This window comes from Campylobacter concisus (genome assembly GCF_002165815.1).
GTDB lineage: Bacteria > Campylobacterota > Campylobacteria > Campylobacterales > Campylobacteraceae > Campylobacter_A > Campylobacter_A concisus_BH.
Map to the genome: position 1 here is coordinate 81,168 of NZ_NDYN01000006.1, position 26,430 is coordinate 107,597.

Annotated in this window: 28 protein-coding genes, 1 other RNA gene and 1 pseudogene; 13 read left to right on the forward strand and 17 right to left on the reverse strand. The window is 39.9% G+C overall.

Annotated elements, in window-relative coordinates; all coding sequences use genetic code 11:
• Positions 1-68: 68 nt before the first annotated feature.
• Positions 69-695, forward strand: a complete 627-nt coding sequence (gene thyX, locus B9N65_RS07045) for an FAD-dependent thymidylate synthase (protein WP_087583357.1) — start codon at positions 69-71, stop codon at positions 693-695.
• A 9-nt stretch (positions 696-704) separates the two neighbouring features.
• Here thyX and B9N65_RS07050 read toward each other — a convergent pair whose 3' ends face one another.
• The 6 genes and pseudogenes from B9N65_RS07050 to ruvC form a co-directional block, all read right to left on the reverse strand.
• The gene (locus B9N65_RS07050) at positions 705-1,811 is read right to left on the reverse strand and encodes a DNA adenine methylase (protein ID WP_087583358.1); all 1,107 of its coding nucleotides are present in this window, start codon (positions 1,809-1,811) and stop codon (positions 705-707) included.
• Between the two features lies 1 nt (position 1,812).
• Positions 1,813-2,328, reverse strand: a complete 516-nt coding sequence (gene luxS / locus B9N65_RS07055; protein ID WP_087583359.1) for an S-ribosylhomocysteine lyase — start codon at positions 2,326-2,328, stop codon at positions 1,813-1,815.
• A gap of 97 nt (positions 2,329-2,425) precedes the next feature.
• A complete protein-coding gene (locus tag B9N65_RS11445; protein WP_374220075.1) occupies positions 2,426-3,562 on the reverse strand; it encodes a methyl-accepting chemotaxis protein in 1,137 nt (378 codons plus the stop codon).
• Positions 3,563-3,616: 54 nt separating this feature from the next.
• Positions 3,617-4,351, reverse strand: a pseudogene (locus tag B9N65_RS11450) (cache domain-containing protein); the annotation flags it as partial.
• Between the two features lie 105 nt (positions 4,352-4,456).
• Complete coding sequence (locus B9N65_RS07065; RefSeq protein ID WP_087583361.1) at positions 4,457-5,146, reverse strand: MOSC domain-containing protein; 690 nt, start codon at positions 5,144-5,146, stop codon at positions 4,457-4,459.
• A 16-nt stretch (positions 5,147-5,162) separates the two neighbouring features.
• Positions 5,163-5,642 (reverse strand): crossover junction endodeoxyribonuclease RuvC, encoded by a 480-nt coding sequence (ruvC, locus tag B9N65_RS07070; RefSeq protein ID WP_087583362.1) that lies wholly within the window; start codon positions 5,640-5,642, stop codon positions 5,163-5,165.
• Between the two features lie 122 nt (positions 5,643-5,764).
• On the opposite strand from ruvC, the gene dnaA reads away from it, so the two are divergent.
• The 5 genes from dnaA (at position 5,765) to B9N65_RS07095 (ending at position 12,541) form a co-directional block, all read left to right on the forward strand.
• Positions 5,765-7,075, forward strand: a complete 1,311-nt coding sequence (gene dnaA / locus B9N65_RS07075) for a chromosomal replication initiator protein DnaA (RefSeq protein ID WP_002940543.1) — start codon at positions 5,765-5,767, stop codon at positions 7,073-7,075.
• Between the two features lie 153 nt (positions 7,076-7,228).
• Complete coding sequence (dnaN, locus tag B9N65_RS07080; RefSeq protein WP_009295131.1) at positions 7,229-8,296, forward strand: DNA polymerase III subunit beta; 1,068 nt, start codon at positions 7,229-7,231, stop codon at positions 8,294-8,296.
• A gap of 17 nt (positions 8,297-8,313) precedes the next feature.
• Positions 8,314-10,623, forward strand: a complete 2,310-nt coding sequence (gene gyrB, locus B9N65_RS07085) for a DNA topoisomerase (ATP-hydrolyzing) subunit B (protein WP_087583363.1) — start codon at positions 8,314-8,316, stop codon at positions 10,621-10,623.
• Between the two features lie 53 nt (positions 10,624-10,676).
• Positions 10,677-11,306, forward strand: a complete 630-nt coding sequence (queF, locus tag B9N65_RS07090; RefSeq protein ID WP_257640040.1) for a preQ(1) synthase — start codon at positions 10,677-10,679, stop codon at positions 11,304-11,306.
• Positions 11,306-12,541 carry an HD domain-containing protein gene (locus B9N65_RS07095; protein ID WP_087583364.1) on the forward strand — a complete coding sequence of 412 codons (1,236 nt, stop codon included), beginning with the start codon at positions 11,306-11,308 and terminating at the stop codon, positions 12,539-12,541. The genes queF and B9N65_RS07095 overlap by 1 nt, the downstream gene beginning before the upstream one ends.
• On the opposite strand, the gene ffs is transcribed toward B9N65_RS07095, so the two are convergent.
• Positions 12,528-12,625: signal recognition particle sRNA small type (gene ffs / locus B9N65_RS07100), an RNA gene on the reverse strand. The two genes, B9N65_RS07095 and ffs, sit on opposite strands and share 14 nt — an antisense overlap.
• Before the next feature lie 113 nt (positions 12,626-12,738).
• Between ffs and B9N65_RS07105 the strand changes: the two genes are divergently transcribed.
• Positions 12,739-13,173 carry a hypothetical protein gene (locus tag B9N65_RS07105; protein WP_087583365.1) on the forward strand — a complete coding sequence of 145 codons (435 nt, stop codon included), beginning with the start codon at positions 12,739-12,741 and terminating at the stop codon, positions 13,171-13,173.
• Positions 13,174-13,536: 363 nt separating this feature from the next.
• Here B9N65_RS07105 and B9N65_RS07115 read toward each other — a convergent pair whose 3' ends face one another.
• From B9N65_RS07115 to purM, 3 genes are read right to left on the reverse strand one after another with little or no spacing between them, the layout of a single operon-like run.
• Entirely contained in the window at positions 13,537-13,956 is a 420-nt protein-coding gene (locus B9N65_RS07115) for an RDD family protein (RefSeq protein WP_087583366.1), read from the reverse strand.
• A gap of 1 nt (position 13,957) precedes the next feature.
• Positions 13,958-14,248 (reverse strand): hypothetical protein, encoded by a 291-nt coding sequence (locus B9N65_RS07120; protein ID WP_087583367.1) that lies wholly within the window; start codon positions 14,246-14,248, stop codon positions 13,958-13,960.
• Positions 14,248-15,231, reverse strand: a complete 984-nt coding sequence (gene purM / locus B9N65_RS07125; RefSeq protein ID WP_087583368.1) for a phosphoribosylformylglycinamidine cyclo-ligase — start codon at positions 15,229-15,231, stop codon at positions 14,248-14,250. The genes B9N65_RS07120 and purM overlap by 1 nt, the downstream gene beginning before the upstream one ends.
• A 79-nt stretch (positions 15,232-15,310) precedes the next feature.
• Here purM and coaE point away from each other — a divergent pair, with 79 nt between their 5' ends.
• Positions 15,311-15,913 (forward strand): dephospho-CoA kinase, encoded by a 603-nt coding sequence (gene coaE / locus B9N65_RS07130; protein ID WP_087583369.1) that lies wholly within the window; start codon positions 15,311-15,313, stop codon positions 15,911-15,913.
• Here coaE and B9N65_RS07135 read toward each other — a convergent pair.
• On the reverse strand, positions 15,903-16,523 hold the full coding sequence (locus B9N65_RS07135) for a DNA alkylation repair protein (RefSeq protein ID WP_087583370.1): 621 nt from the start codon (positions 16,521-16,523) through the stop codon (positions 15,903-15,905). The two genes, coaE and B9N65_RS07135, sit on opposite strands and share 11 nt — an antisense overlap.
• Before the next feature lie 75 nt (positions 16,524-16,598).
• Between B9N65_RS07135 and dapF the strand changes: the two genes are divergently transcribed.
• Complete coding sequence (gene dapF, locus B9N65_RS07140) at positions 16,599-17,342, forward strand: diaminopimelate epimerase (RefSeq protein ID WP_087583371.1); 744 nt, start codon at positions 16,599-16,601, stop codon at positions 17,340-17,342.
• Between the two features lie 403 nt (positions 17,343-17,745).
• Here dapF and rplT read toward each other — a convergent pair whose 3' ends face one another.
• Together rplT and rpmI are read right to left on the reverse strand one after the other, a co-directional pair.
• Positions 17,746-18,102 (reverse strand): 50S ribosomal protein L20, encoded by a 357-nt coding sequence (gene rplT, locus B9N65_RS07145; protein WP_009295119.1) that lies wholly within the window; start codon positions 18,100-18,102, stop codon positions 17,746-17,748.
• Positions 18,103-18,201: 99 nt separating this feature from the next.
• Positions 18,202-18,393 (reverse strand): 50S ribosomal protein L35, encoded by a 192-nt coding sequence (rpmI, locus tag B9N65_RS07150; protein WP_087581277.1) that lies wholly within the window; start codon positions 18,391-18,393, stop codon positions 18,202-18,204.
• A 200-nt stretch (positions 18,394-18,593) separates the two neighbouring features.
• Between rpmI and B9N65_RS07155 the strand changes: the two genes are divergently transcribed.
• From B9N65_RS07155 to B9N65_RS07175, 4 genes are all read left to right on the forward strand, one after another.
• Positions 18,594-20,090 carry a C69 family dipeptidase gene (locus tag B9N65_RS07155; protein ID WP_087583372.1) on the forward strand — a complete coding sequence of 499 codons (1,497 nt, stop codon included), beginning with the start codon at positions 18,594-18,596 and terminating at the stop codon, positions 20,088-20,090.
• Positions 20,091-20,597: 507 nt separating this feature from the next.
• A complete protein-coding gene (gene metE, locus B9N65_RS07165) occupies positions 20,598-22,871 on the forward strand; it encodes a 5-methyltetrahydropteroyltriglutamate--homocysteine S-methyltransferase (RefSeq protein ID WP_087583373.1) in 2,274 nt (757 codons plus the stop codon).
• A gap of 25 nt (positions 22,872-22,896) precedes the next feature.
• The gene (locus B9N65_RS07170) at positions 22,897-23,355 is read left to right on the forward strand and encodes a hypothetical protein (protein WP_035169741.1); all 459 of its coding nucleotides are present in this window, start codon (positions 22,897-22,899) and stop codon (positions 23,353-23,355) included.
• 4 nt (positions 23,356-23,359) lie between these two features.
• Entirely contained in the window at positions 23,360-24,244 is an 885-nt protein-coding gene (locus B9N65_RS07175; protein ID WP_087583374.1) for a methylenetetrahydrofolate reductase, read from the forward strand.
• 382 nt (positions 24,245-24,626) lie between these two features.
• Here the strand turns inward: B9N65_RS07175 and B9N65_RS11015 are convergent, their stop codons facing one another.
• The 4 genes from B9N65_RS11015 to B9N65_RS07190 form a co-directional block, all read right to left on the reverse strand.
• A complete protein-coding gene (locus B9N65_RS11015; protein WP_180385137.1) occupies positions 24,627-24,917 on the reverse strand; it encodes a winged helix-turn-helix domain-containing protein in 291 nt (96 codons plus the stop codon).
• A 185-nt stretch (positions 24,918-25,102) separates the two neighbouring features.
• Complete coding sequence (locus B9N65_RS11265) at positions 25,103-25,231, reverse strand: hypothetical protein (protein WP_257640041.1); 129 nt, start codon at positions 25,229-25,231, stop codon at positions 25,103-25,105.
• Between the two features lie 11 nt (positions 25,232-25,242).
• Positions 25,243-25,947 carry a cytochrome c3 family protein gene (locus tag B9N65_RS07185; protein ID WP_087583375.1) on the reverse strand — a complete coding sequence of 235 codons (705 nt, stop codon included), beginning with the start codon at positions 25,945-25,947 and terminating at the stop codon, positions 25,243-25,245.
• Positions 25,944-26,381, reverse strand: coding sequence for a cytochrome c3 family protein (locus B9N65_RS07190; RefSeq protein WP_004317425.1), 438 nt, complete (start codon positions 26,379-26,381; stop codon positions 25,944-25,946). The genes B9N65_RS07185 and B9N65_RS07190 overlap by 4 nt, the downstream gene beginning before the upstream one ends.
• Between the last annotated feature and the right edge of the window lie 49 nt (positions 26,382-26,430).

The window sequence follows — 26,430 nt, forward strand, 5'->3', positions numbered from 1 at the left end:
TTTAAATTTACAAATAAAATCAGCCTTCTTTTTGTAAAATGCTAAAAAATTTCACAAAAAGAGAAAATATGCAAGTAACACTTCTAAATCACACTCCACTAAATATCTGCTCTCATGCGATCCGCACATGCTGGCAAAGCTTTGAAAAAGGCGACAATGGCGGCGAAAAAGACGTCGAGCTGATAGATAGGGTGGGTAATAAATTTAAACACGCTTCAACACTAGAGCATCTTTACTACAACTTCTACATCCAAGGCATCTCGCGCGCACTACTTCAAGAGCTAGCCCGCCACCGCATAGCAAGCCTAAGCGTCAAATCAACACGCTACACGCTAAAAGAGCTAAAAAAGGAGGAGAAATTTGAAGTAGGGCAGTTTGAGCGTGCGGCTAAATTTATCGTGCTGACAAATGACGAAGTGGTCGATAACGCAAGCATAAAAGCGCTTGAAAACTTACGTGAAATTTTAGCCACAACTACAAAGAGCCTTGATATCGTTAAATACTGCTTGCCAGAGTGCTATAAAACCGAGCTTACGTGGAGTATAAACGCTAGAAGCTTGCAAAATTTCATCTCACTAAGAAGCTCAAAGTCAGCCCTTTGGGAGATAAGAAATTTATCAAATGCTATCTACGACGCCTTGCCAAATGAGCATAAATTCATATTCGAGAAGTGTTTGCCAGCGGATGAGGGTTAAGCCTTAAATTTATTTTTTCAAAACGTAAAGAAGTTCGTCTACGTGGATGTTTCTAGCTTTTAAATTTCTGCTGCCGCGGTAGGCATTATACTTTTGGCGAAGTAGATGAACTTTGCCCATTTTATTTAGATTTTTATCAAATTCATCTTGGTTGATAAAGCCCTCTGAGTTAAACGAGATAAGCACAAATTTCGCCTTTAAATTTGATATCAACTCGAAAAATGCCTCGCTTGCTGATGATTTTTTATTAAAAACTGATCTGTTCCAGTCCTTTGCGATGCCTGAGACTTTTGAAATTTTACTTGGCTCTTCATAACTTGCGATGAGATTTAGCATGAAGTAGTTTGAGCCGTATGGATGCTGGTTATAAGGCGGATCAAGATAGACTAGATCAAGCCCATCAAGCTCTTTTGCCAGCAAATTTGCGTCCTTTTGATAGACCTCAAATGGCACGCTAAAATTTGAAAAAATAGGCTTAGTCAAATTTATATCAGAAGTGATCCTTGAGATGGCATTTTGTCCCCTGCCACCAAACTGACCGATGCCCTCTTTATTTTTATGAAAACCTTTAAAAATTCCACTCGTATTTGCATGCACGCTTGCGTTATAAAGTAGTGGAGCTATGAAAAATTTTCTCATCTCCTCTGGCAACATCTCATCTATGAGCCTTCTTGCGGTATCAATAAATTTGGCATTTTTCCTTGTGTAAAAGACCCGCTCGCCAAATGCGATATTTTCATCATCTTGCGGGGCATAAAGCCTTGTTATAAAGCCCTCATGAAGGCTATTTTTTATCTCTTCTTCAAGTCTCATTTGCCAGAAATTTATCTCATCTCTTAGCTCATTTGTGGCGTTTTGTAGGTAGCATGAGTTTGTGATGAAGCTATAAAGCTCCAAGTCGTTTGCGACTATAAATTCGCTATTTTGTTTTAAAAACCTAGCCACCACGCCGCTTCCGCTAAAGAGATCGCAGCAGCTAAGCTTCTCTTTTTTAAGCTCGTCTTTTGCGTATTTTACGCCTCGCTCGATAAAGCCTAAAAGAGAGCGTTTGTTACCAAGATAGGTTAAAATTTGCTCTTTTAGATAGGCTTGATTTTCTTGTCTAGCTGGTTTCAAATCAGTGCTTTTTTAGTCCCATAGCATCAACGTCAAGCTTGATCTCATCGTTGTTTATGATGACTAGACCATGATCTAGAATTTTCTTTGCTATGGCGTGCGCCTCATCAAGTGAGTGCATCTTGTAAGTGCCACATTGAAATTTATTTAGCTCTGGGATATTATCTTGATCTTTGACTTCTAAGATGTCCTTCATAGAGGCTAGCCATGCCTTTTTTACAGCTTCTTCGCTAGGTGTGCCGATCACACTCATATAAAAGCCCGTCCTGCAACCCATCGGCGAGATGTCTATGATCTCAACGCCGTTGCCGTTTAAATGGTTTCTCATAAAGCCAGCAAATAGGTGCTCTAAAGTGTGAGTGCCTTTTTCTGGCAAAATTTCCTCATTTGGCTTGCAAAATCTCAAGTCAAAAACGCTGATATCATCGCCCTTTGGGGTCTTCATACTCTTTGCTAGTCTAACTCCTGGGGCTTTCATCTTCACATGATCTACGCAAAAACTATCAAGTAGTGGCATATATTCTCCTTTAAATTTTTGGTAATTTTAGCGTAAAAAAGATTTAAAATTTAAAGGCCCACGTAAATTTACATGAGCCTAGTAGTATTTTTGGGTATTAAAATTTATTTTTTCTAACGTCTGTTAGTATGACCTTTGCCATGCCATCTATCTCGCTAGTTACTTCATTTGTGTTACTAACAACGCTTCTATTTTCTTTTGTGACGTTATCTATCTGAGCGACACTTCTATTTATCATATTTATGCCCTCAGCCTGCTCTTTTATGCTCTCACTCATCTCGTTGATTGATTGAGCCAATACATTTGTATTTGCCTCGATCTCGCCTAGACTTTTTTGTGTCCTTTCAGCTAGTTTTCTAACCTCATCAGCCACAACCGCAAAGCCACGTCCATGCTCGCCAGCCCTTGCTGCTTCTATAGCGGCATTTAGGGCTAGTAAATTTGTCTGATCAGCGATGTCACGGATGATGACGATGATATTTTTGATCTCATCGCTTTGTCTTATGACGTCCCCTGTCTTTTGCGAGATAGCATTCATCGAGCTTGACATCTGCTCAACCGCAGCCGCGCTCTCTTGGATAGAGTCAGCTTGTTTGCTCGCACCTTCAGTTAAATTTCTCATAGACTCAGCAAGCATCGTTGCTTTTTCTTCTAAAATTTGAGCTTGATTTAGGTTGCTATTTAGCATAGCGCTTATAGCATCGCCTGCGCTATTTATGCCAACTATCATAGCTTTTAGATCAGCCTCTATGTCATCTCTTAGCTCGATCTTAGCGGTGTAGTCATTATTTGAGTAGGCTTTTAGGATATTTATGACGCTGCCTAAATTTTGACTGATAGAGCTAAAGAAGGTGTTTAGTAGCTCTTTTAGCTTGATAAGTGATGGGTTGTTTGGATTCTCACTTAGTTTGACGCCTAAATTTCCTCTTATCATGTTATTTGCAGCTACATTTAGCTCTTCAAGCATGGTGTTATCTTTCTTGATACCAGCTATGACTTTGTCGATATTTTTATTTATATCCTCGCTCATCACGCCAAATTCATCAGTTGTGTGGATGTCTAGCTTGCTTGGAGCGGTGCTGCTCTCATAAGTGATAAATTTAAATGTATCAGAAAGCTTCTCTTGGATAACTCCGATAGGTTTAAGCGAGCGTTTTAGTAGCACGAAAACAATGGCTGAGAGTATGACTATAAATAGCACTGCAAGCATTAGCTGAGCTTTTAAGATAGGCATAGTGTGGTTTGAAAATGTATCTGCACCTATGGCAACAGTTGCAAGCCAGCCATCATCGTTGATAGGTAAAATTTTAGCCGTTACATCTTGGTTTTTAGAGTTTTTATATGAGATCAGACCATTTTCGTCAAATTCTTTATTGGCATATTTTTCTGAGACGACCTTTGTAGCTGGCAAGATAGTGCCAACCTCTGAAACTACGTCAGAAAAGAGCATAGTGCCATCTTTTCTCATCACATAAGCATATCCGCCATCGCCAGTGTTGCCTATCTCGATGATCTTGTCGCTAACTTTTTTCACATCTACATCTATACCAGCAACGCCAACAAATTTACCATTTTTAGTAACAGGAGCAGTAAAACTCATAACAAGATCATTTGTAGAAGTGATCCTTGGCTCGGTATAAATTTCTTTATTTTTCTCTTTTGTGCTCTTATACCAGCCTCTAGTTCTTGGGTCGTAGTTATCAGCTACGGTTGTTCTTTTACCATCTGACTGAAAGAAGTGTCCGTCCTCATCGCCGTAATAGACATATTTCACCGCAGAGTTTGCGACCTTTTTTTCTAATAAGACAAAGTTCATTATCTCATCGCCACTTTGAGCGCCTTCAACTGCTGATGAAATTTTCTTGACGTATTCTAAATTTTCATCAAAAAAAGTATTTGCAACACTCTTTATATCTTTAAGGACTTGATCCTCTTTGCCACTGACAAGTTCAACGATCTTGTCCTTTGAAGTAAAATAACTAACCGCCGAGATAGCGCAAAACGAGATGATGAGTAAAACCATCAAGGCGAGTGCTATCTTATTTGTGATAGAACGAAACACCTCTGCTCCTTTAAATTTTGTTTGAAATTTATTTGTAAAACAAAATCGGAGCAAAAGTATAAATGTTTATAGTGTTCTCATAAATTCAGTGCTGTAAATTCCCTCGATGCGTCTTTTCATATCATCATGCCAGCCATTTGTAAGAGTGGTGAGGGCGTTAAATTTCTCAAGTAAATTTAAATTTTCATTTGGCGCGTAAAAGAGCCTATTTATCTCTAAAATGCTCATATGAACTGGGTCACTCTCTATAACCTCTATCGCGTCGCCTGCTTTGCATGAGCCTGGCGTAAGGACGCGGTAGTACCAGCCAGTAAGGCCTGTTTCAAAGATATGTGTCGCCATATTTTCATTGCCCCATCTTTTTGAGAGCTTAAAGCATGGCTTTCTAGGCTGCGAGACTTGAAGCACAAGTGAGCCCACCTTGTGGATATCGCCCACATAAACGCAGCTCTCATCAAGCCCATCAACGCATAAATTCTCTCCCATCGCCCCATAAGCTATGTTTTTTAATCCCAAAAATTTCTCCCACTCGGCGTAGTTTGCAAATGAATTTGCAAAGACCGCCTTTTCAGGGCCGCCGTGGTGCTTCGTATCAGCGACGCTATCGCCCTCAAAACCAAGCTCATTTGCGAAAATTTCGCCATTTTGAGCTACTTTAAAAATAGCTGAGCTCCAAGGTAAATTTAGCTTATCAGTTGCGTTTTGCGAGCCGTAGTTTTTCACGCCTCCAATTAGTAAAGCTTTTAGTGTTGCCATTTCATCCCTATCAAATTTAGTTTATTCTTAAATTATTCGCGTGAGTTAGCGCGATCGCGATCGCATCGGTGATATCAAGCGGTTTTATCTCTTTATTTATACCTAAAATTTTCTTCACCATAAATGCCACTTGCTCTTTGTCAGCCTTTGCCTTGCCAGTGACCGTTTTTTTCACTTGAAGTGGCGTATATTCGGCAAAGTCACCATGAAGCTGCAAAATTTTAAGACTAAGTGCCCCGCGAAACTGAGCGAGCTTTAAAACGGTTTTTGGGTTGTAGGCAAAGAAGATGTCCTCTATCGCGACCTCATCAAATTTATGGTTTTTAAAGATGAGATCAAGCCCCTCGCAAAGCTCTGTTATTTGGTATTGAAGTGTGTTTGGCTTTATCTTTATAAGCCCAGCTTCAAGAAGTATGGTTTTAAATTTGCTCTTTTCAAGTATCGCGTAACCGCAATTTTTCGTGCCTGGATCGATTCCTAAAATTTTCATCACAATCTTTTCAATACTTTTTCACGACTTTTTCACGCCGTGAAAAAGTTTGTCGGAGTTTAACAAAGGTTTTATTAAATTTAAGATAAAATCGCTAATAAAATTAATTACTTCAAAAGGGTTTAAATTTGCTAGCAGACGAGATTTTAGAGCTTTTACAGACAAAAATATCCGCTAATGAATTTGACTGCTACATCAAACAATTAAAATTTAACGAAAAGGCTTCAAACGAAGATTTTATAGTTTTTAACGCCACGAGTGAATTGATGGCTAAATTTATAAAAACTAGATACGCAGAAAAGATCGCCTACCTTTATGAAGTAAAAACCGGCAAAAAGCCAGAGGTCGAGATAACTAGTCAAACAAAGCTAAAAAACATAAAGCAAAACCAAGTAAATGTAAAGCAGATCAAGGCGCAAAGTAGCATTTTAAACCCTGGATATACATTTGAAAATTTTGTCTGCGGCGACTCAAATCAGTTTGCATTTTTAAACGCAAAGGCAGTCGCGGACAAGCCTGGCGTGCTTTACAACCCACTTTTTATATATGGCACTACTGGCCTTGGTAAGACGCACCTGCTTCAATCAGTTGGCAACTACTGCCTAGATCAAGGCAAAGTAGTCATCTGCGTCACGAGCGATCAATTTATGATTGATTTTACCACGCATCTAAATAGCCACTCGATGACTAAATTTCGTGAAAAATACCGAAACTGCGACGTTTTACTAATAGACGACGTGCAGTTTCTTGGCAAGACAGATAAAATTCAAGAGGAGTTTTTCAACACCTTTAACGAGCTCATCGCCAAAAAAGGTCAGATCGTAATGACCTCAGACCGCCCAGCAAAGATACTAAAGGGCTTTGATGAGAGGCTAAAGTCAAGGTTTGAGCAAAGCATAATGGCTGATATCACGCCGCCTGAGCTTGATACAAAGATAGCTATCATCATCAAAAAATGTGAATTTGACAAAATTTACCTAAACAAAGAGGTAATCGACTACATCGCTACAAACATGGGCGATAATATCCGTGAGATCGAGGGCGCTATTATAAATTTAAACGCCTACGCAAGCTTGATGAGAGTTGAGATAACGCTTGAATTTGCTAAAAACACACTAAAAGATCTCATCAAAGAAAAACATGAAAATATAAATTTAGAGACCATTATAGAGATCGTTAGCAAAGAGCTAAACATCAAGCCAAGCGACATAAAAAGCAAGTCAAGAGTGCAAAATATCGTCGAGGCTAGACGCATCATCATCTACCTTGCAAAGATGCTCACTACAAATTCAATGCCCCAAATTGCAAACTATTTTGGTATGAAAGACCATAGCGCCGTTAGTCACAACATAAAAAAGATAAACGAGCTCATGGAGAGTAACGAAATTTTCAACCTCAGAGTGACTGAGATAAAGAACAAAATTTTAACAAAAGGATAAAAACAGAATGAAATTCGTGAATAAATGTGAAGAAATGAAAAATTCTTTTCACATTTTAAATAACGATGCTGGCGTGAGAAAAGATGCTTTTCACACTTTCACGCTACCAACTAATACAACAAAAAGAAAATTAAAAATAAGAGGGAGTATTTAATGAAGGTTCTAATAAACAAAAACATGCTTGAGAGCATAGTAACAAACACTAATCCATATCTCGAAAAAAGAGATCTTAGTGCTATAACTTCTCACATCTACATTTCAGCAAAAGATGGAGTTTTAAACATAAAAGCAACTGATCACGAGATAGGACTAGCATATAAACTAAGCAACGCAAAGATCGTTGATGAGGGCTATGCAACTGCAAATGGTAAAAAGCTACTTGATATCATCAAAAGCCTAAAAGATGAAGAAGTAACGCTTGAAACTGTTAATAACTATCTTTACATCAAACAAAAAAACTCAAAATACAAACTTCCAATGTATAAATTTGAAGACTTCCCAGAGTTTCCAACGATAGATGGCAAGGCTAAATTTGACATAGACGCCATAATGCTAGGCAGAAGCTTAAAGAAAATTTTACCTTGCATCGATAGCAACAACCCTAAATTTGAGCTAAACGGCGCTTTACTAGACATAAAACAAAACTATATAAATATAGTAGGCACCGATACAAAAAGGCTAGCTGTATTTAAATTTGCAAATGAAGCGAGCAATGAGTTTTCACTGATCATCCCTAAAAAAGCGATAAATGAAATTCAAAAGCTATTTTTCGACAAGATAGAAATTTACTATGATGAAAATGTCCTTATCGCTCAAAGCCAAAATTTTGAGTTTTTCACAAAGCTGATAAACGGCAAATTCCCTGACTATGAGCGCGTTATACCAAAAGATATCGCTATAAGATTTGAGCTAAGCAGAGATAAGATGGTTGAGGGCATCAAAACTATCTCGATGCTAAGCGATCAGATGAAGATAACTTTTTCAAAAGAGAGCATCACATTTGAGAGCATCATAGAGGATAACTCAGAAGCAAAAACAATGATAGAGTTTCAAACAGGACTTGAAGAAGATATCAGCATAAATGTAAAAAATAGAAATTTAATAGACTTCTTGCAAAGCATAGAAGATGAGAAATTTGAGTTTGGATTTAAAGATAAAAATTTACCTTTCGTTGTTAGCTCAAAAGAGCTTCTAACGGTTATAAGTCCATTAAATATATAAGTTAAAAAAGGTTTATGATGGAAAATAATTACGGCGCAGAAAATATTAAAGTACTAAAAGGGCTTGAGGCGGTTAGGAAGCGCCCAGGCATGTATATAGGTGATACTAACATAAGCGGCCTTCACCACATGATCTACGAAGTCGTTGATAACTCTATCGACGAAGCGATGGCAGGATACTGTGATACGATAGATGTTGAGCTTACACGTGAAGGCTCAGCGATCATTAGCGATAATGGCCGTGGTATCCCAGTAGATATGCACCCAACTGAGAAAATTTCAGCTGCGACTGTTGTTTTAACTGTGCTTCACGCTGGTGGTAAATTTGACAAGGACACTTATAAGGTCTCTGGCGGTCTTCACGGCGTTGGTGTATCTGTCGTAAATGCCCTTTCTAAAAAGCTAATCGTAAATATCAAACGCGATGGCAAGCTTCACAGACAAGAATTTGCAAAAGGTATCCCACAAAGCGATCTTGAAGTGATAAAAACTACAAACCGCACAGGCACGCAAGTCGAGTTTTGGCCAGATGACAGTATATTTGAAGTGACTGAATTTGACGATGAAATTTTAGTAAAAAGATTTCGCGAGCTAGCATATCTAAACCCAAAGATAACTATAAATTTCAAAGATCAAAGAAATGGCAGAAGTGAGAGTTTTCATTTTGAGGGCGGACTTGAGAGCTTTGTAACTGATATGAATAAGGCAAATGCTGTTAGCAAAGCAGTCTCATTTAGCGGCGGCGAAGATGATGTTATGGTTGATTTTGCACTGCTTTACAACGACACTTATAGTGAAAATTTACTAAGCTTTGTAAATAACATCAAAACTCCAGATGGCGGTACTCACGAGGCTGGCTTTAGAGCGGGTCTTACAAGAGTTATCACAAACTACGTTCAAGCAAACGCTGCTGCACGTGAAAAAGATACAAAGATAACTGGTGAAGATATCCGCGAGGGACTTATCGCAGTTGTTAGTGTAAAAGTGCCAGAGCCACAGTTTGAGGGACAAACAAAGGGCAAACTAGGCTCAAGCTATGTAAAACCTATCGTTCAAAAGATGGTTTTTGACGTGCTTACAAAGTATTTTGAAGAAAATCCTATCGAAGCAAGAGTGATAATGGATAAAGCCCTAATGGCAGCTCGTGGTCGCGAAGCCGCTAAAAAAGCTAGGGATCTAACTCGCAAAAAAGAGAGCATGAGTGTAGGCACACTACCTGGCAAACTAGCTGATTGTCAAAGTAAAGACCCAGTTATTAGCGAGCTATACCTAGTGGAGGGCGACTCTGCGGGCGGTTCTGCAAAGCAAGGACGTGATAGAGTTTTTCAAGCGATATTGCCGCTAAAGGGTAAAATTCTAAACGTTGAAAAGGCAAGACTAGATAAAATTTTAAAGTCTGATGAGATAAAAAATATGATAACAGCGCTAGGCTGCGGTATCGGAGATGAATTTGACGCTGAAAAGCTTAGATATCATAAGATCATCATCATGACCGATGCTGACGTCGATGGTAGCCACATTCAGACGCTACTTTTAACTTTCTTCTTTAGATTTTTAAATAAAGTTGTTGAAAATGGCCACATCTACCTAGCTCAGCCGCCACTTTACCGTTATAAAAAAGGCAAAAAAGAAATTTATCTAAAAGATGAAAAGGCACTAAACGAATTTCTTATCGAAACTGGCATCGAGGGCGTTGATATAGAGGGTATTGGCAGTGCGGATTTGATTGACTTTTTAAAGATCGTTGCAGCTTATAGAAGCGTCTTAAAAGAGCTTGAAAAACGCTTTAACGTCCTTTCGGCGATCCGCTATATGATAGAAAATCCAGACATCGTCTCAAAAAGCTACAATGAAATTTTTGAAATTTTAAGAGACTTCTTAAAAGCTGAGGGTCACAACATCCTAAATCACTACGTTAGCGAAGATGAGGTTAGAATTTACGTCCAAACTGAAAGCGGCCTAGAAGAGCTTGTGGTAAATGAAAATTTATTCACAAATCCACTCTATGAAGAGGCACTTTACATCAGCCAAAAGATAAAAGAGCGCGGCCTAGACTTGCATAGTGACGTTATAGACGTGCTTGATGAAGTAGAGAAAAATGCGAAAAAAGGTGCATATATCCAGCGCTACAAAGGTCTTGGTGAGATGAACCCTGAGCAGCTTTGGGAGACAACTATGAACCCTGAGAACAGAAGACTTTTAAAGATCGATATAAACGACGCTATAAGTGCTTCTGATACGTTTAATCTCTTCATGGGCGATGAGGTCGAACCAAGAAGAAACTACATCCAAGACCACGCAAAAGACGTTAAACACTTGGATATTTAAAAGGTGATCAAATTTAAATTTGACCTGGTTAGTAAAAATATAAAGGATAAAGAATGAGTGAAGAGCTAGAGATAGAGATGAAATACGGCGAGAAAATTTTAAAAGAATTTGACGTAGAGAGTGACCTTGAGGTCTGGGAAAATAAGCAAACAAGGGACTATGTCATAAAGATCACTCTGCCTGAGTTTTGCTGCCTTTGCCCTCGCTCTGGTTATCCTGACTTTGCGACTATATACCTTGAGTACATCCCTAACAAGCTAGTTGTCGAGCTAAAAGCGATAAAGCTTTATATAAATAGCTTTATGAACCGCAACATCAGCCACGAAGATAGTATAAATGAAATTTACTCTGTTTTAGAGAAAAAACTTGAGCCTAAATTTATGAAGATAGTTGGCGACTTTAACCCACGTGGAAATGTCCATACAGTTATCGAGATCAGCTCTGATCTAGTGGTAAAAAAGCCAGCTGAAGAGAAAGAATACGCTCCAAAAAGTAGGGAGAGAAACTTTAGCGACAAGCCACGTGAGAGACGCAGCACAAGCGATCGCGCTAGCAGTAGAGGCAGCAGAGATGATAAATTTAAAAAAGATGACAAGCCAAGAAGAAGCTCAAACAAAGAGGGCTTTAGAAAGATAAGCTATGCCGATGATAAGAAGCCAAAAGTAGTCAAAAAGGATAAATAATGATAAGTGCTAAGCTTATAGAACATATCTTTAAAGCAGCATCTATATCACGTTGGAACGACTATCCAAAGATGACAAATTTAGTCGAGCTTGACAAGCAGGCTCATAAATTTATCATCGCTTATTTCATAGCAAAACAAGAGCAAAATGCCGATATGAACTACATCATCGAGGCTGGAATTTTTGAGTTTTTAAGCAGGGTTGTTGTCACAGACATACGTCCTGACGTCTTTCACCACATCCAAAAGACGAAAAAAGAGCAGATAAATAGCTGGGTTTTAAGCAACCTTGAGACGCTCATCTCAGATATCGAGGACGGCGAGTTTTTGGAGAGGTTTAAAAACCACTATAAAAACGACAAAACTCACGAAAAAGAGCGCCTTATACTAAAAGCAGCCAGCTATCTTGCCACTAGGTGGGAATTTTCTATCGTCTATCAAACGAGCCAGTTTTTAAGCGACATCGACGAGCTTAAGGCGAAGGTTGAGGAGGAGATGGAGGATTATTACGAGTTAATTGGCGTTAGAAAGATCGCTATGAATCAAAAATTAGCCCGCCTTGTTGATCTAAGTGGCAGGCTAAGGTTTCAAAAGCGCTGGGCACAAACGCCACGCATCCCTGAAACTGCGGTCTTAGGACATATGCTAGTTGTTGCGATACTAAGCTACTTTTACTCACTAAAAGCAAAAGCTTGCAAAAAACGGCTAGAAAATAACTTCTTTTGCGCACTATTTCACGACCTGCCAGAGAGCCTTACAAGGGATATCATAAGCCCTGTAAAATACGGCGTAAAGGGGTTAAATGAGATCATCAGCGAGTATGAGATGAGGCTTATTGATGAGAGGATTTTGCCATTTGTGCCTGAAAAGATCAAAGATGAGTTTAGCTACATCCTTGGTATCAGAAAAGATGGCGAGAAATTTATAAAAGATGAGTTTGAAAATAGAACATTCGAGCGCAAGATCATCTGCCACGAAGGGACTATGGAGAACGTAAATGAGGATAAATTTAACCCGATCGATGGCAAAGCGCTAAAATACTGCGACAAGCTCTCAGCCTACATCGAAGCCGGAATTTCCATAAGCTACGGCGTCAAGTCAAAAGAGCTAACTGATGGTTTTAATAATATGTATAAATTTTTTAGCGAAAAACCTAAGATCGACGGAGTGGATTTTTTAGAGATTTGCGATGATTTTAATGAGCACTTTGGTTTAGAAAGACCCCCTCTCAGATGACTGCGGCACACACTTAATACAAGTGCTCTGCTGTGTTCCCACCCTGAAGCGGTGCTCATAAAAAGCATTGCACAGGTCTAAGAAGGAGCTTCGCAATCATACAAAAACTATACTTAAATTTAGTTTTATAGTTACATTTTTAAAAATTTAGCTTTAAGAGTATATAATCTCACATAAATTTCACCAAAAGTAGGGCAATGTCAGGAAAGATCAAACTTCGTTTTTTATCGGCCTTTAGAGATTTTTTTGTCTATCATCACAAGTCTTTAGAGTTTCGTGCCAAAATTTTTACTGCGATTATCTCGGCTAAATTTGACCCAGACGAGGATGATTTTGACGTTTTAAACGACATCGTAAGTGAAATTTATGAAAACGATCAGACCAGAAAAGACTTCTTAATCCAAACCGTTAGAGAGTATGTGGCAAGGGTCAAAAGAAACGATAGGATCACGCTTGACACGCTTCTTTTAAGCATAGATAAAGATATGAAAGATCATAAAAGATATGCTAAAAAGATAGACTTTTCGCACCTTCGTCGCTTGATGAGTGGCTGCGAGGAGGAAATTTTAGTGCAACAAAGAGTCTATGAATTTTTGATAAACGAGGTCAAACTCTACTCGCAAAGCGCTTAAATTTCACTCAAATTTAATCAAAAATTTTTCGTGGCTTGTAGCTAAATTTCTTAATTTTCAGCCTTTATTTTCTCTATTTAGCTCACCATATAGACGATTTGTGACCAAAAATTTGAAACAACAATTCATCAGCTAAATTTACATTGATAAATGTGCATTATTTTGTGATAAAGCTGTTGCCAAGATAAAAAATTAAGAGCATAGATTAGCCCGTTTTGTAACTTCTTAGTGGCACCTGCTTGCTACCATGCAAAGGACAAGAGATATAGGGCTTTTTAAAGAGTATATCTGCTCCATTATAAAAGAGAGTATTGATACAAAGCTAGGCAAAAACCGCCTACTTTGGCACGGAGCAAAGTAAATTTAAGCTGCTTTTTGCACGGCGGCTGAGTGGGTTATGATGTCGTGTAAATTTAGTCTGTCTTTTCTGAAAAAGCAAAGGCAAAGTCCGATGATGCTAAAGCCAGCAAATGCAAAGCAAATTTGACGCAAGATCGCGTGAAAAAGGCTTAGTTTTTTGCCAGTTTGTAAATTTATGAGATAAATTTCTTGCGCTTTGTAGCCTGGAGTTTGTGCTTTTATGCTAAAAAATAGGCACATTATAAATGAGATGATGCTATTTACCACAAAGATGGCAAGCTGGTTGTTTAAAAAGTCCTCTTTACCGCCAAGAACGAGATATGTGCTGATGTAAAATATCGGCATGCCGATGATGAAAAGATCGATGATAAAGGCCTTTACTCTAGCCCAGATCGGTGCGATTTTCGCCTTTTGCTTTGCCAAGTCAATTTCCTGTATTTATGTAGATACGGCTAAATTTCTCCCAGTCATATAGGTAGATAAGGCAGTCGATCACCTCGTAGCTCTCATCATAAAGATCGCCGTCCTCGCCGTTGTCTTGCATGATAGACAGCATGCCTGACCCTCGTGAGACCTTGCACCAGTGATTATAAGGATCAAGCTTTTTTATCTCGCTTTCTAGTACACCAAAATAGCCTATATATTCATAAATGCTAAGATCAAAAAAGCTCTTATTTTCGGTCCTTAGCAGGCGTTTTTTGCTAAATTCTTGCATCAAACTAGCTCAACGCCTTTGCCACTTACCACTTCGCCGATCACGTAGCCATCGCTATTTGCTAGCACAGTATCTACGTTTTCTTTAGTTACAACAAGGATCATACCAACGCCCATGTTAAATGTCCTCATCATCTCGCTATCTTCTACTTTTTGAGCTAGGATTTTAAAAATTTCAGGCGTTTTTATAGCGCTTTTTTGCACCTTCGCGCCAAGTCCAGCAGGGAAGACGCGAGGCAAGTTTTCAACTATGCCACCACCTGTTATATGCGCCATCGCTGTGATCTTATCTTTCAAGTTTAAAAAGTCGCTCACGTAAATTTTAGTTGGCTCAAGAAGCACGTCGATTAGTTTGCGCTCATCCACTTTTTCATCAAATTTTAGCCCAAGCTCGCTTACTACTTTTCTTGCAAGAGAGAAGCCATTTGAGTGCAGGCCGCTACTTGGAAGTGCGACTAAAACGTCGCCAGATTTTACAAATTTGCTCCTGTCGATCTCGTCAGCCTCAGCGATACCCACGGCAAATCCAGCAAGGTCAAAGTCGCCCTTTTCATACATCGATGGCATCTCGGCTGTCTCGCCGCCGATAAGCGCGCACTGCGCCTTTTTGCAGCCATTTGCGATGCTTTTTACCACCTCTTTGGCGCTTTCTATCTCAAGCTTTGCAGTCGCGTAGTAGTCGAGGAAAAAGAGTGGTGTGGCGAAGTTGCAGATGAGGTCATTTACGCACATAGCGACTAGATCCTCGCCAACGCCCTCAAATTTCTTAGCGTCGATAGCTAGGCGAAGCTTCGTGCCAACGCCGTCTGTGGCACCTAAAATGGCTGGATTTTTATATCCGCTTGGCAGTCTGACCGCACCTGAAAATGATCCGATGCCGCCTATGACGTTTGGTGTTTGCGTAGATTTTACGAAAGGCTTGATCGCCTCAACAAAGCTATTTCCAGCATCTATATCGACTCCGGCATCTTTATAACTTATCATTTTCACCCTTTTGGTTATTTTTTAAAACTTTAGCCAAAAGTTGCTAAAATTGTTATCAATTTTCAAAAATGGAGCGAGTTTGCAGAATTTTCCAAACGCCTACGTCATCACAGGCTCGATCGCTAGTGGCAAAAGCACGGTTGTAAATTTACTAAAAGAGCGAGGTTTTAGTGTGATCGACGCGGACTTGATCGCGCACGAGCAGCTTGAAATTTGCAAACGAGAGATAGTAGAAGTTTTTGGCGAGCAAATTTTAGATGAGGCTGGTAAAATAGATCGCAAAAAACTGGGCGCCATCGTCTTTAACGAGCCAAAAAAGCTTAAAAATTTAGAGCAAATTTTACATCCAAAGATAAAAGCTGAAATTTTTTTCAAAGCTTCGCAGTTTGAGGGTTTGGGGCAAGTTTATTTTGTCGATATCCCTTTGTTTTTTGAAAAAAAGGAGCGTTACAGCGAATTTAAAAATGTAGCCGTGATCTACGCGCCAAAAGAGCTTTTGCTAAGCCGTCTAATGAACCGAAATGCTCTAAATTTAGAAGCTGCAAAAGCTAGAGTAGGGCTTCAGATGGACATCGAGCAAAAGAAAAAAATGGCAAAATTTGTTATAGATAATAGCAGCGACATGGAGCATTTAAAGCTTGAGCTAGAGAAATTTCTAGGCCAAATTTGCGCTATTTCTTGATAAATTTACTAGCAAATTTATATGTTTGCATGGCCTCTTTACTATCCAAATCCCAGCTATCAAGCTCGGTTTTTACTAAATTTGGAAATTTCTTGCTTATATCTTTTATTGCATTGCCAACTGACTTTCTAAGATACTCGCTCTCGTCTCCTTTTAAGCTGGCTAGACGCCTAATGGCCTCGTTTGGGTTATCTTTAAAATAAGGTCTATTTGTCCATATCCTAAGCCCCTCTGTTACGGCTCTTTTTGCATTTGCGTTGCCATTTTTTAGCCATTCATCGATCGTTAAAAGTGCCTGCTCGTAGCCAATTTTCTTGCAAAACTCGTCAAACGCCTTTGCCAGCACCTCTTGAACCCTCCAGTTTTCATCTTTTGAGACTTCATCCCTCATAAACGTCAAAATTTCTTCACGATCTGATAGGTGTCCAAAGAGAAAAACCGCATACATCCGCACTTGATAGACCTCCGAGCTGTATGCTAGGAGTGCAAGCTCTTTGCAGTGCGCAGCTCCCTTTGCTTTATAGTCAGCTAAGGCTCTTCTTTCTTGCTCTTTAAAGCCATTTTCTATCAAAGAAAACTCTTTTTCTAAATTTAAGATGTAGCTCTTCAAAGTGGCTCCTTTAAAATCACTAATAACTCTTATCTAAATTTTAGTAAAATCACGCAAAAAATAAAAGGATGGCTCATGCAAGTCTCAAAATATAACGCCAGCGGCAACGATTTTGTCATATTTCACACATTTTTAGGCAAAGATAGAAGCGAACTTGCGAGGCAAATTTGTAGCCGAACAAACGGCGTGGGAGCTGACGGGCTCATCGTGCTTTTGCCTTACGAAAAGGGCGTGAAATGGGAGTTTTACAACAGCGACGGAAGCTACGCTGCGATGTGTGGCAACGGCTCGCGTGCGGCTGCTAGATATGCCTATCTAAACGGCCTTGTTAGTTCAAGCGAATTTGCTCTGCTAACTGGTAGCGGCGAGGTGATGGCAAGCGTGAAAGATGAGTGCGTCGAGGTCGTGCTAACAAGTCCAAAAATTTTAAGCGAGCCACTAAATGAAAACGGCAAAACTTGGTACTTTTACGACACTGGCGTGCCGCATCTTGTAAATTTCACTCAAGATTTAGATGAATTTGACGTCAAAGAGTGCAGGGCGCTTCGCCAAAAATACAATGCAAATGTAAATTTAGCCAAATTTGATGGTGGAGTTTTAAAGGTAAGAACCTACGAAAGGGGCGTGGAGGACGAGACACTAGCTTGTGGCACTGGTATGGCGGCTTGCTTTTATGGCGCTACTTTAAATTTAAACGAAGCGCAATGCCTAAAAGTCTATCCAAAAAGCGGCGAAGAGCTTGGCCTTAGGCTTGAAAATGGCAAAATTTTATTTAGCGGAGCAGTGAAACACTGCTTTGATACGAGTATTGAAATTTAAGCTTTTAGAGCGAGTTTTACGCTTGCTTTGGGTTAGTCAGAGCAAGCAAATTTTCAAATTTATGCCATTAAATTTTACGCTCAACAGTTAGCTAAATTTATAGTGGTATTGACTTAAAATTTAAATACAAACCATTTAAGAGTTTAGCTACTTAAATATCTCGAGAATAAATTTATATGAAGTTTAGTGGGGTGTAAAAATCTCCGCCGAAATTTTATTTAGCGGAGCGGTGAAACACGAGTATCGAAATTTAACTTTTTCGTCTGCTGGTAGTTAAATTTAGCTAGTAGTTTGTAAAAGTCGCGGGTAGTAAATTAAAACAAAGAGCTTTATAGAGTTTTTGTTATTAAATTTTTTAAAGTGTATAAAAAAAGAAGATCTCCGCCGAAGCGGAGAAAAGGTGTTATTTCAAAGCATCTTTTGCTTGTTTTGCAAGTGCCGCAAATGCCTTCGCGTCATTCATAGCTAGATCAGCTAAAATTTTTCTATCAAGTTCTATGTTAGCTTTGTTTAAGCCGTTGATAAATCTTGAATAGCTAATGTCGTTTAGTCTGCAAGCTGCGTTGATACGAACGATCCATAAACGTCTGAAATCACGTTTTTTCTGGCGTCTGTCGCGGTATGCGTAAACTAAACTTCTCTCTAGTTGCTCTTTAGCTTTTCTAAAGTGTTTATGTCTAGCACTGAAAAAGCCACGTGCTAGCTTTAAAACTTTCTTATGGCGTCTTCTTCTAACTACGCCTGTTTTTACTCTTGCCATATTTATCCTTTTACAAATTGGCGCTCACGAAGTGAGTCTTGCCCCTAAATTTGGGGGAGTTTGAATGACTTTTTGTCAAAAACTTAAATCTACGCTGCTTTATACGCCGAGCATTTTGCGAACGGCTGGGACATTTGTGCTATCCACGTAGTGTGGGCCACGCAAATCTCTCATACGCTTAGTAGGTTTTTTTGTTAAGATGTGGCTTCTAAAAGCAGAGCCTCTTTTTATCTTATTTTTACCTACTTTAAAGCGCTTAGCAGCACCGCGAACGGTTTTCATCTTTGGCATGCTAATCCTTTTTGAAATTTTATACGCAAGTGCGTAAGATTTGGATTATATCGAAAAATCCTTTAGAAAATTTAAATTTCACTTAGACAAATTTGCAATAAATTTACATTAAACTTAAAAGAATTTTAAAATTTATAATTAAATTATTAAATTTGGCATATAATCACATATAAGAAATTTATTTTACTAAAGGAGTAAAAATGAAAGGGAAAATTCTCGCATCAATCGTCGCTATGAGTGCGATTCTAGGCACAAGTAGCTTGGCATGCACTACCATTTTAGTAGGAGATAAAGCTTCAAACGACGGCTCTATGCTAGTGGCTAGAAGTGCTGATAGCAAGGCTATAAAAGCTCAAGTCTTTTTGATACACCCAGCTACGAAAAACCAAACTGGCATGCACAGCTCAAAGGCACATGACGGCGCAAATGACTTTACATATCCGCTCCCAAAAGATGGCATGAGATACACAACTATCGCAAACTCACACACAAAACTTCACGGAGCAGTCGGCTACAACGAGGCTGGCGTAGGACTTAGTGGCACTGAGACCATCTATGCAAAAGATGAGCTTTTAAAAGTTGATCCATACAACGAAGAGAGTGGCATTACAGAAGATGACATCCCAGACGTGCTTTTGCCGCGTATGAAGAGTGCAAAAGAGGGCGTTAAACTTCTTGGCGAGATAGTTGAGACAAAAGGCGCTGGCGAGGGCTTTGGTGTGGTATTTGTCGATGCAAATGAGCTTTGGTACTTTGAAACTGGCACAGGCCATAAGTGGATCGCTTCAAAGATCCCACAAGATGAGTACTTCGTCACTGCAAACCAAGGCAGACTTCACGCTTATAAAGAAAATGATCCAAATTTCATGGGCGCAAAAGATGTCATCAAATTTGCGATCGATAACAAGACTTATGACCCTGCAAAAGATGGAGAATTTAACTTTACAAAGGCCTATACAAGGGATGATGAGAGGGATGTGACTTACAACTACCCACGTGTTTGCTGGGTTCAAAGCATGTTTAACCCAAGCCTAAAACAAGACTTCGCCGATGGCCAGAAATTTCCAGTATTTTTAAAACCAGAGAAAAAACTAAGTGTAGAAGATCTAAAAGCTGCGATGAGAGCCCACTACGACGGCACCCCGTTTGATAACTACACTAGCAAAGATGAAGATAAGAAAAACATCTACCGCGCTATAAGCGTCTTTAGAACATACGAGTCTCACGTCATGCAAGTGCGCCCATGGCTACCAAAAGAGATCGGCCGTGTGACCTACGTCGCTCTTGGTATGGCTGATCTTAGCGTTTATTTGCCGTATTACGAGGGGCTTGATGGCTTTATAAAAGGCTACTCAGACGGCTCATACGATGCTGATGACACTTCGATTTACTGGGTTTATAGAAAGCTTCAAACCCTTGTTATGACTGACTATGAGAAGTATTCGCCGGTGGTTAAAGAGGCCTACGCTAAATTTGAAAAAGAGTTGGCGGTAAAACAGGCTAAATTTGAAGATGAGTACGTCAAACTTTATAAAAAAGATAAGAAAAAAGCGGACAAACTCCTAAATGAATTTAGCCAAAAGACTATGCAAGAGGCTAAAGATCTAACTCAGGAGCTTACAAACAAAGTCTTTACTATGCTTACAGCCGATATGGATGCTAAGCTAAAATCCCTAAATAAAGGCAAAAAAGACTAAAAACTTTGGGCGCGAAATTTAGTAGCGCCCAAACTTTAAACAAAAATTTGGCAAAGAGCGTTTATAATGCGACAAAAATTCACTACAAAGGAAAAACGCTGATGCCTTGTCCCATGCGTAAAGCTCATTAATCTCGGCAAAAAACATATCAGCGATTTTCAAAAAACACGCAAATTTTTAAACAATTTTACATTTTTTCACATTGATATAAATCCATTTTTGCTAGCAGGTCCGCTGCATTGTAACTGCATTTTTAACAGCAAAGCTAAGCAGTGCCTGAAATTTGGCAAGGATCTTTTTAGCAGGGTTTTTTATAAATTTTACTTTAGTTTAAGAAGAAGTGGGTGTCATCCACCGCGTTTTGGGTAGCCCAGACTTGTGCGCAGTGCAACAACATTGAACGTGCTGGGGGGTTTTGGTCGAAGGGATATACCTGCATAAAAATATTCAAGGTTGCTGTGCCTTGCGCAGATTTAATTTAAAAATAGAAATTTATAAAGGATAAAAATGATAAAAAGTTATGTTTTAGGTTTTCCAAGAATCGGAGAGAAAAGAGAGTTAAAGCGTGCGTTAGAGGGCTTTTGGGCTGGTAAAGAGGGCTTTAGTGAAGAGAATTTGCAAGAGACTGCAAAGACGCTTCGCCAAAGACACTGGAAATATCAACAAGACGCTGGCATTTCGGCTATTAGCGTTAATGATTTTTCGTTTTACGACCTAATGCTTGATAACATCATCGCTTTTGGCGCTACGCCTCCAAGATTTGCAAATTTAAGCGGCTTGGAGCAATATTTTGCTTGCTCAAGAGGCAACAAAAATGGCGTTGCGATGGAGATGACAAAGTGGTTTAACACAAACTACCACTACATCGTGCCAGAGCTTAGCAGCGAGAGTAAATTTAGCCTAAAAGCGGACAAAATTTTAAATGAATACAAAGAGGCGAAGGTTAACGGAGTAAAAGGCAAGGTAAATTTGATCGGCCCTATCACATTTTTGGCTCTTTCAAAGACGACTGATGGCAGCTGCCCATTTAAGCACCTTGACGCGCTTGTAGGCGAGTATAAAAAGCTACTTGAGCAAATTTCTAAGCTTGATGATGAAATTTTAGTGCAGTTTGACGAGCCGATCTTCGTAACTGACAAAAACGAAAGCGACCTTTTACCACTTATCACAAAGGTTTATAACGAGCTAACAGGCGTTGCAAACAACATCAAGATCGTGTTTGCGACATATTTTGAGCATGCGATCAAGGCAGTTAGCGAAGTGGCTAAAACTAAAATTTACGGCATCGCGCTTGACTTCATCCACGGTAAGAGAAATTTCGAAGCACTTGAGACTATCAAAAATAGCCATTTGACGCTATTTGCTGGCGTGATAGACGGCAGAAATATCTGGAAAAGCAACATCGATGATAAGGTAAAACTTGTTCGTGAAATTTCAGAAAAAATAGGCGGCAAAGACTTTTACATAGGCACTTCATGCTCGCTTCTACATGTGCCATACACTCTAAAATATGAAGAGAATTTAAACCCAGAGATCAAAAGCTGGCTAAGCTTTGCGGTTGAGAAGCTTGATGAGATCAAGATCATCACAAAACTAGCAAATGGCGAGAAGCTTGATGAGAGCGAAACAAAAATTTACGAAGAGAATAAAAATGCAGTTAAAACTCGCGCTACTTCAAAGCTCATCCACTCTGAAAGTGTTCAAAAACGTATCAAAAATTTAAGCAAATTTGAACGTGACGAGAAATTTGAAGATCGCATCAAAATTCAACGTGAAACGCTAAAATACGGCATCTTACCAACAACAACGATAGGTAGCTTCCCTCAAACGGTTGATCTTCGCGTACTTCGCCAAAATTTCAAAAAAGGCGAGATCGACGCGGCCGCTTATGAAGCAGGCATCAAAAAATATATCGATCACTGCGTGAAATTCCAAGAAGATATCGGCCTAGATGTGCTAGTACACGGCGAGCCAGAGAGAAACGACATGGTTGAGTACTTTGGCGAGCAGATCAGCGGATATGCATTTAGCCAAAATGGCTGGGTACAAAGCTACGGCAGCCGTTGCGTCAAGCCACCACTCCTCTTTGGTGACGTAAGCCGCCCAGAGCCGATGACTGTTAAGTGGATGAAATACGCTCAAAGTATCACAAAACACGTAATGAAGGGCATGCTAACAGGTCCTGTGACTATGCTAAACTGGAGCTTTGTGCGTGACGATCTTCCAAGAAGCGAGGTAGCAAAACAGCTCGCACTTTGTATCTATGACGAGATCGCAGACCTTCAAAATGCGGGCATCAGAGTGATCCAAGTCGATGAGGCAGCGTTTAAAGAGGGCTATCCGCTAAGAGCTGAAAATATCCCAGCTTATGAGAAATTTGCGGTTGATTGCTTTAAGCTTTCAGTAAGCTCAGCTGAGGCAAAAACTCAGATCCACACGCATATGTGCTACTCTGAATTTAACGATATCATCAAGACTATCGAGGCAATGGATGCTGATGTTATCAGTATCGAGACGGCAAGAAGTGGCAACGAGCTACTTAAAATTTTCAAAGCCGTTGGCTACAAACAAGAGGTCGGACCTGGCGTTTACGACATCCACAGCCCACGCGTGCCAAGTGTCGAGGAGATCGTCGCTCAGATCAAAGCTCTGCTTGAGGTCTTGCCAAAAGAGCAACTTTGGATCAATCCAGACTGCGGCCTAAAAACCAGAAAATGGGAAGAGGTCGAGCCAAGCCTTAAAAACATGGTAGAAGCCGTCAAGATCGTAAGAGGTCTATAAAATTTAATTAAAAAGGATTTGAAAAATGAAAAGGATTTTTCTATTTGTAATATTAGTTATCTTTGCGTCCGGATGTAGTTCTGGACGCCACTCTATACCACTCAACAAAGGTGCATACAAGCAAACAAATATCTATAGTATCAGCGAGGCTTTAAATTTAGAAGCTGCCAAAAAAGAGCTAGCAGGTTTTGAAAATGTAAGGCTTGAGTTTGGCTCAAACGACCAAAATAAAAGCGTCATCAAGGCAAATGTAAAGGTTCAAAGATTTATCACTGATAGCGGAGATATAAAGGGCTATTGCCAAGAGGCTTTTGTCGCTGTTATAAAAAGATATATGATAGCTGCTAAAAAGCAAAATGCCGACGTGGCAAATATCGTAAGCTTTTGGCGAGCCGACGCGAAATACCTAAAAGACGAGTTTGTCTGCATGTCGTCAAAAAGTTCTGTTGGTGTGGTGATGAGGGCTGATCTAGTTCAAAAGTGAGAAAATGCTAAAAGAGAAAATTTTAAATAAAGAAAAAGGGCTCTTGCTATATGGCCTTACGCCGCCAAAGGCTGAATTTGAAGAGGCAAAGCTGCGTGAGATCTCAGAGCGCTGGACGGGCCGGATAAATGATATCAAGGCCGACGGGCTCGTGCTTTACGAGGTGCAAGACGAGAGCGAGCGAAATGATAGCGAGAGGACATTTGAGTTTAGTGGGACGTTAAGCCCAGAAATTTACTACAAAAAGTATCTAAACGTCGCAACACCTAGTATATTTTACCGCGTGGCTAGCGGATACGGCGAGGATGAATTTCGCGCGGCACTTAAGGCTCAAAGCTCAAATTTAAACGTGCTAGTGGGGGCAACTTCAAGCACGCAAAAAGTGAGGCTAAATTTAGCTCGCGCCTACGAGATCGCTAGCGAATTTAAAGAGTTGGCAGTGGGCGGTGTCTGTATCGCAGAGCGTCACGGCAAAAAGGGCGATGAGCCACAAAGAATGCGTGAAAAGATCGCAGCTGGGGCTAAATTTTTCATATCGCAAGCGATATTTGACGCACAGCTAGCGCGTAAATTTTTAGAGGATTGTGCGGCTGCAAAGATAAGCGAGCCGATATTTCTTACATTTAGTACAGCTGGCAATGCAAAAACACTTGAATTTATCAAATGGCTCGGAGTGAGCGTGCCAAGCTTGGTTGAGAAGAGGCTAAATTTAAGCTCTGACTACCTAGCCAGTAGCTGCGAGATCATCAAAGAAATTTGGTGCGAGCTAAAGAAATTTGGCGATGAAAATGGGCTAAATTTAAGCATAAATATAGAAAGCGTCATGGCAAAACGCGCCGAGATCGAAGCGAGCCTTGAACTAACAAAAAGCATAAGAGAGTTGGTGTAACGCCAGCTCTTGCTATAAATTTATACAAATTCTTTTTTGATAGCGCAATGGCACCACAAATCCACAAAGAATAGTCGTTATCATTAGCGATTACAAGCTGTTTTAAATGTCGGTTAGCTACTGCTTGGCGATTTTCAAAAAGTTGCTATAGCAAAAAAGATGTTGCTTTATGTAAGAAATTTGACGAGATATACGAATACGGCAAACTGCTAAGAGAAAAAAGGCGCTGCTTTGGCAAGGTAAATTTATCAAAGGTGCTGTGAAAATCGTTGAAGTCAAAATAGCCAAACAAGGCAAGAGTTTTTACAAATTTAAGCAAATTTGATCCAAAAGTATAGAAATTTGCCCCTCAAATAAGATCTAAATTTGACTAAACCCCTCACTACACCTTATATCCAGTGCCTCGCACGGTTTTTAGGCAAATGGTTGGGATCTTAGCTCTTATCTCCCGTACGAGTGATCTTATGCGGTCTTGAGATAATGTCTCGTTTTTGTATAGGTGATGATCTATCTCGTCGTAGGTGACGACGTGGGGCGAGTTTTTGCATAAAATTTCAAGCAGCTGGCTCTCTTTTTTGCCAAGATAGATGACCTCGTCCTCTTTTCTTATACAAAGGGAGTCTTTGTCAAAGACTAGGCCATTTTTTAGCTCAAATTTAGAGCCTAAAAGCACCTTGCAAAGCTAAAGGCGTGAAATAAAAACTCTTCAGGGCAAAATGGCTTGATGATAAAGTCATTAACTCTAGCGTAGTAAATCCTATTAAAAACGCTAGGAACGCTAACATCTAGCAAAAGCATAATGGGAGTGATATTTTGGCTATCTCTTATAAATTTAACCAGATCAAGGTTTAAATTTCTTTATCCGTTGCCGCACTCAAAGTCTTTGATGACTTCGCTGGCGCTTTTGAGCTGGATCATCCTAAACCCAAAGCGGTAAAGCGATGCATTTAGGATGACATTTTGCTCAAAGTCGCTTGAGAGCAGCAAGATCTTTTTCGTCAGCCAGCCATGCCACCGCCAGCTGGTTTTTTGGCGTCTTTTTCAGCCTTTTGTTTTATAAATTCCTCTTCTTCTTTTGTAGGTTTGTACTCATCTTTGAAGAATTTTTGCTTAGTTTCGATCCTCTTTTCGATCATCTTTTTATCGTAAATTTTATACGATGGCTTCCAGTACTCAAGATAGTTTCTAAAGCCAGCGCCGTGACCTGCGTCATAGTGGCAGCTTACACATTTTAGCTCTTTAGGAGTGCCAAGAAGCTCTTTATAGTGAGCGTGCATCTTTTGAGCTTGCACTGAAGTGCTGTTGCTGTCTATCACGTTTGTGTGGCAGCTTGTACAGCCGTTGTCAAAGACAAAATGCTCGCGATTTTTGAGGTTTTTGTGCCAGTCGATTGCGTTAGGATCGCCAAAGAAATGCACCCAGCCCTCTAAAATGCCATTTTTCGCCTTTGTTAGGGCGTATTTTGCGATGTTGTCATGTGGTATATGGCAGTCGACGCATCTTGCTTTGATGCCGGTTTTGCCCTTGCCGCTGTGGATGTCGTCATTGTAGGCGATCACCATAGGATCCATCTCGTGGCAAACTACGCAGAATTTATCCCCACTCGTCTCATCAAGCGCGTAATGAACTGGCAAAACGACTAAAAATCCAACAATTCCGCTTATGAAGATTATAAGCGCTAGTAATTTTTTTGAAATTTTCATGGTGTTACTCCGTTCATCCATTGTGGCACCTCGTGTTCATGGCACTCAGAGCACATGTTTGTAGATGGTTTGTGCTCGTTGTGGCACTCGTCGCAGTACAAAGTCGGACCATCGTGAACAGAGTTGTGAGGATTTGCCTTTAGAGTATCCATAAATTTTAGCCTCTGGGCTAAGAGCTTTTTACTCTTGTGACAGGATAGGCAGCCAGCGTCGCCGATCGCTTTAAATTTGCTAGGATCATCGCCTTGGTTTTGGTGACAATCAACGCAGTCAAAGCTTAGGTGCTCGTGATGAGGTTTGATCTTATATTTGGCTCTTAGCTCATCAGAGACTACTACTTTTGTGACGTTTAGATCGCCCTTTGGCATATCGGCGCCAAAGAGATGAAGCGAAAATAAACAGGCAAAAATAGCGATGAATTTAAGCTTATTCATACCCTTTTCCTTTCTTTTAAAATTTTATTAACGTCAAATTTCAGTGAAA

Coding starts and splice junctions, on each gene's coding strand:
- B9N65_RS07120 (WP_087583367.1), bottom strand. CDS start 14,248: ATGCAAGAATTTAGCAAAAAACGCCTGCTAAGGACCGAAAATAAGAGC.
- B9N65_RS07175 (WP_087583374.1), top strand. CDS start 23,360: ATGCTAAAAGAGAAAATTTTAAATAAAGAAAAAGGGCTCTTGCTATAT.
- gyrB (WP_087583363.1), top strand. CDS start 8,314: ATGGAAAATAATTACGGCGCAGAAAATATTAAAGTACTAAAAGGGCTT.
- luxS (WP_087583359.1), bottom strand. CDS start 2,328: ATGCCACTACTTGATAGTTTTTGCGTAGATCATGTGAAGATGAAAGCC.
- B9N65_RS07065 (WP_087583361.1), bottom strand. CDS start 5,146: ATGGCAACACTAAAAGCTTTACTAATTGGAGGCGTGAAAAACTACGGC.
- queF (WP_257640040.1), top strand. CDS start 10,677: ATGAGTGAAGAGCTAGAGATAGAGATGAAATACGGCGAGAAAATTTTA.
- B9N65_RS07185 (WP_087583375.1), bottom strand. CDS start 25,947: ATGAAAATTTCAAAAAAATTACTAGCGCTTATAATCTTCATAAGCGGA.
- metE (WP_087583373.1), top strand. CDS start 20,598: ATGATAAAAAGTTATGTTTTAGGTTTTCCAAGAATCGGAGAGAAAAGA.
- dnaN (WP_009295131.1), top strand. CDS start 7,229: ATGAAGGTTCTAATAAACAAAAACATGCTTGAGAGCATAGTAACAAAC.
- B9N65_RS07190 (WP_004317425.1), bottom strand. CDS start 26,381: ATGAATAAGCTTAAATTCATCGCTATTTTTGCCTGTTTATTTTCGCTT.
- rpmI (WP_087581277.1), bottom strand. CDS start 18,393: ATGCCAAAGATGAAAACCGTTCGCGGTGCTGCTAAGCGCTTTAAAGTA.
- B9N65_RS07170 (WP_035169741.1), top strand. CDS start 22,897: ATGAAAAGGATTTTTCTATTTGTAATATTAGTTATCTTTGCGTCCGGA.
- B9N65_RS07105 (WP_087583365.1), top strand. CDS start 12,739: ATGTCAGGAAAGATCAAACTTCGTTTTTTATCGGCCTTTAGAGATTTT.
- thyX (WP_087583357.1), top strand. CDS start 69: ATGCAAGTAACACTTCTAAATCACACTCCACTAAATATCTGCTCTCAT.
- purM (WP_087583368.1), bottom strand. CDS start 15,231: ATGATAAGTTATAAAGATGCCGGAGTCGATATAGATGCTGGAAATAGC.
- rplT (WP_009295119.1), bottom strand. CDS start 18,102: ATGGCAAGAGTAAAAACAGGCGTAGTTAGAAGAAGACGCCATAAGAAA.
- B9N65_RS07095 (WP_087583364.1), top strand. CDS start 11,306: ATGATAAGTGCTAAGCTTATAGAACATATCTTTAAAGCAGCATCTATA.
- B9N65_RS07155 (WP_087583372.1), top strand. CDS start 18,594: ATGAAAGGGAAAATTCTCGCATCAATCGTCGCTATGAGTGCGATTCTA.
- B9N65_RS11445 (WP_374220075.1), bottom strand. CDS start 3,562: ATGCCTATCTTAAAAGCTCAGCTAATGCTTGCAGTGCTATTTATAGTC.
- dapF (WP_087583371.1), top strand. CDS start 16,599: ATGCAAGTCTCAAAATATAACGCCAGCGGCAACGATTTTGTCATATTT.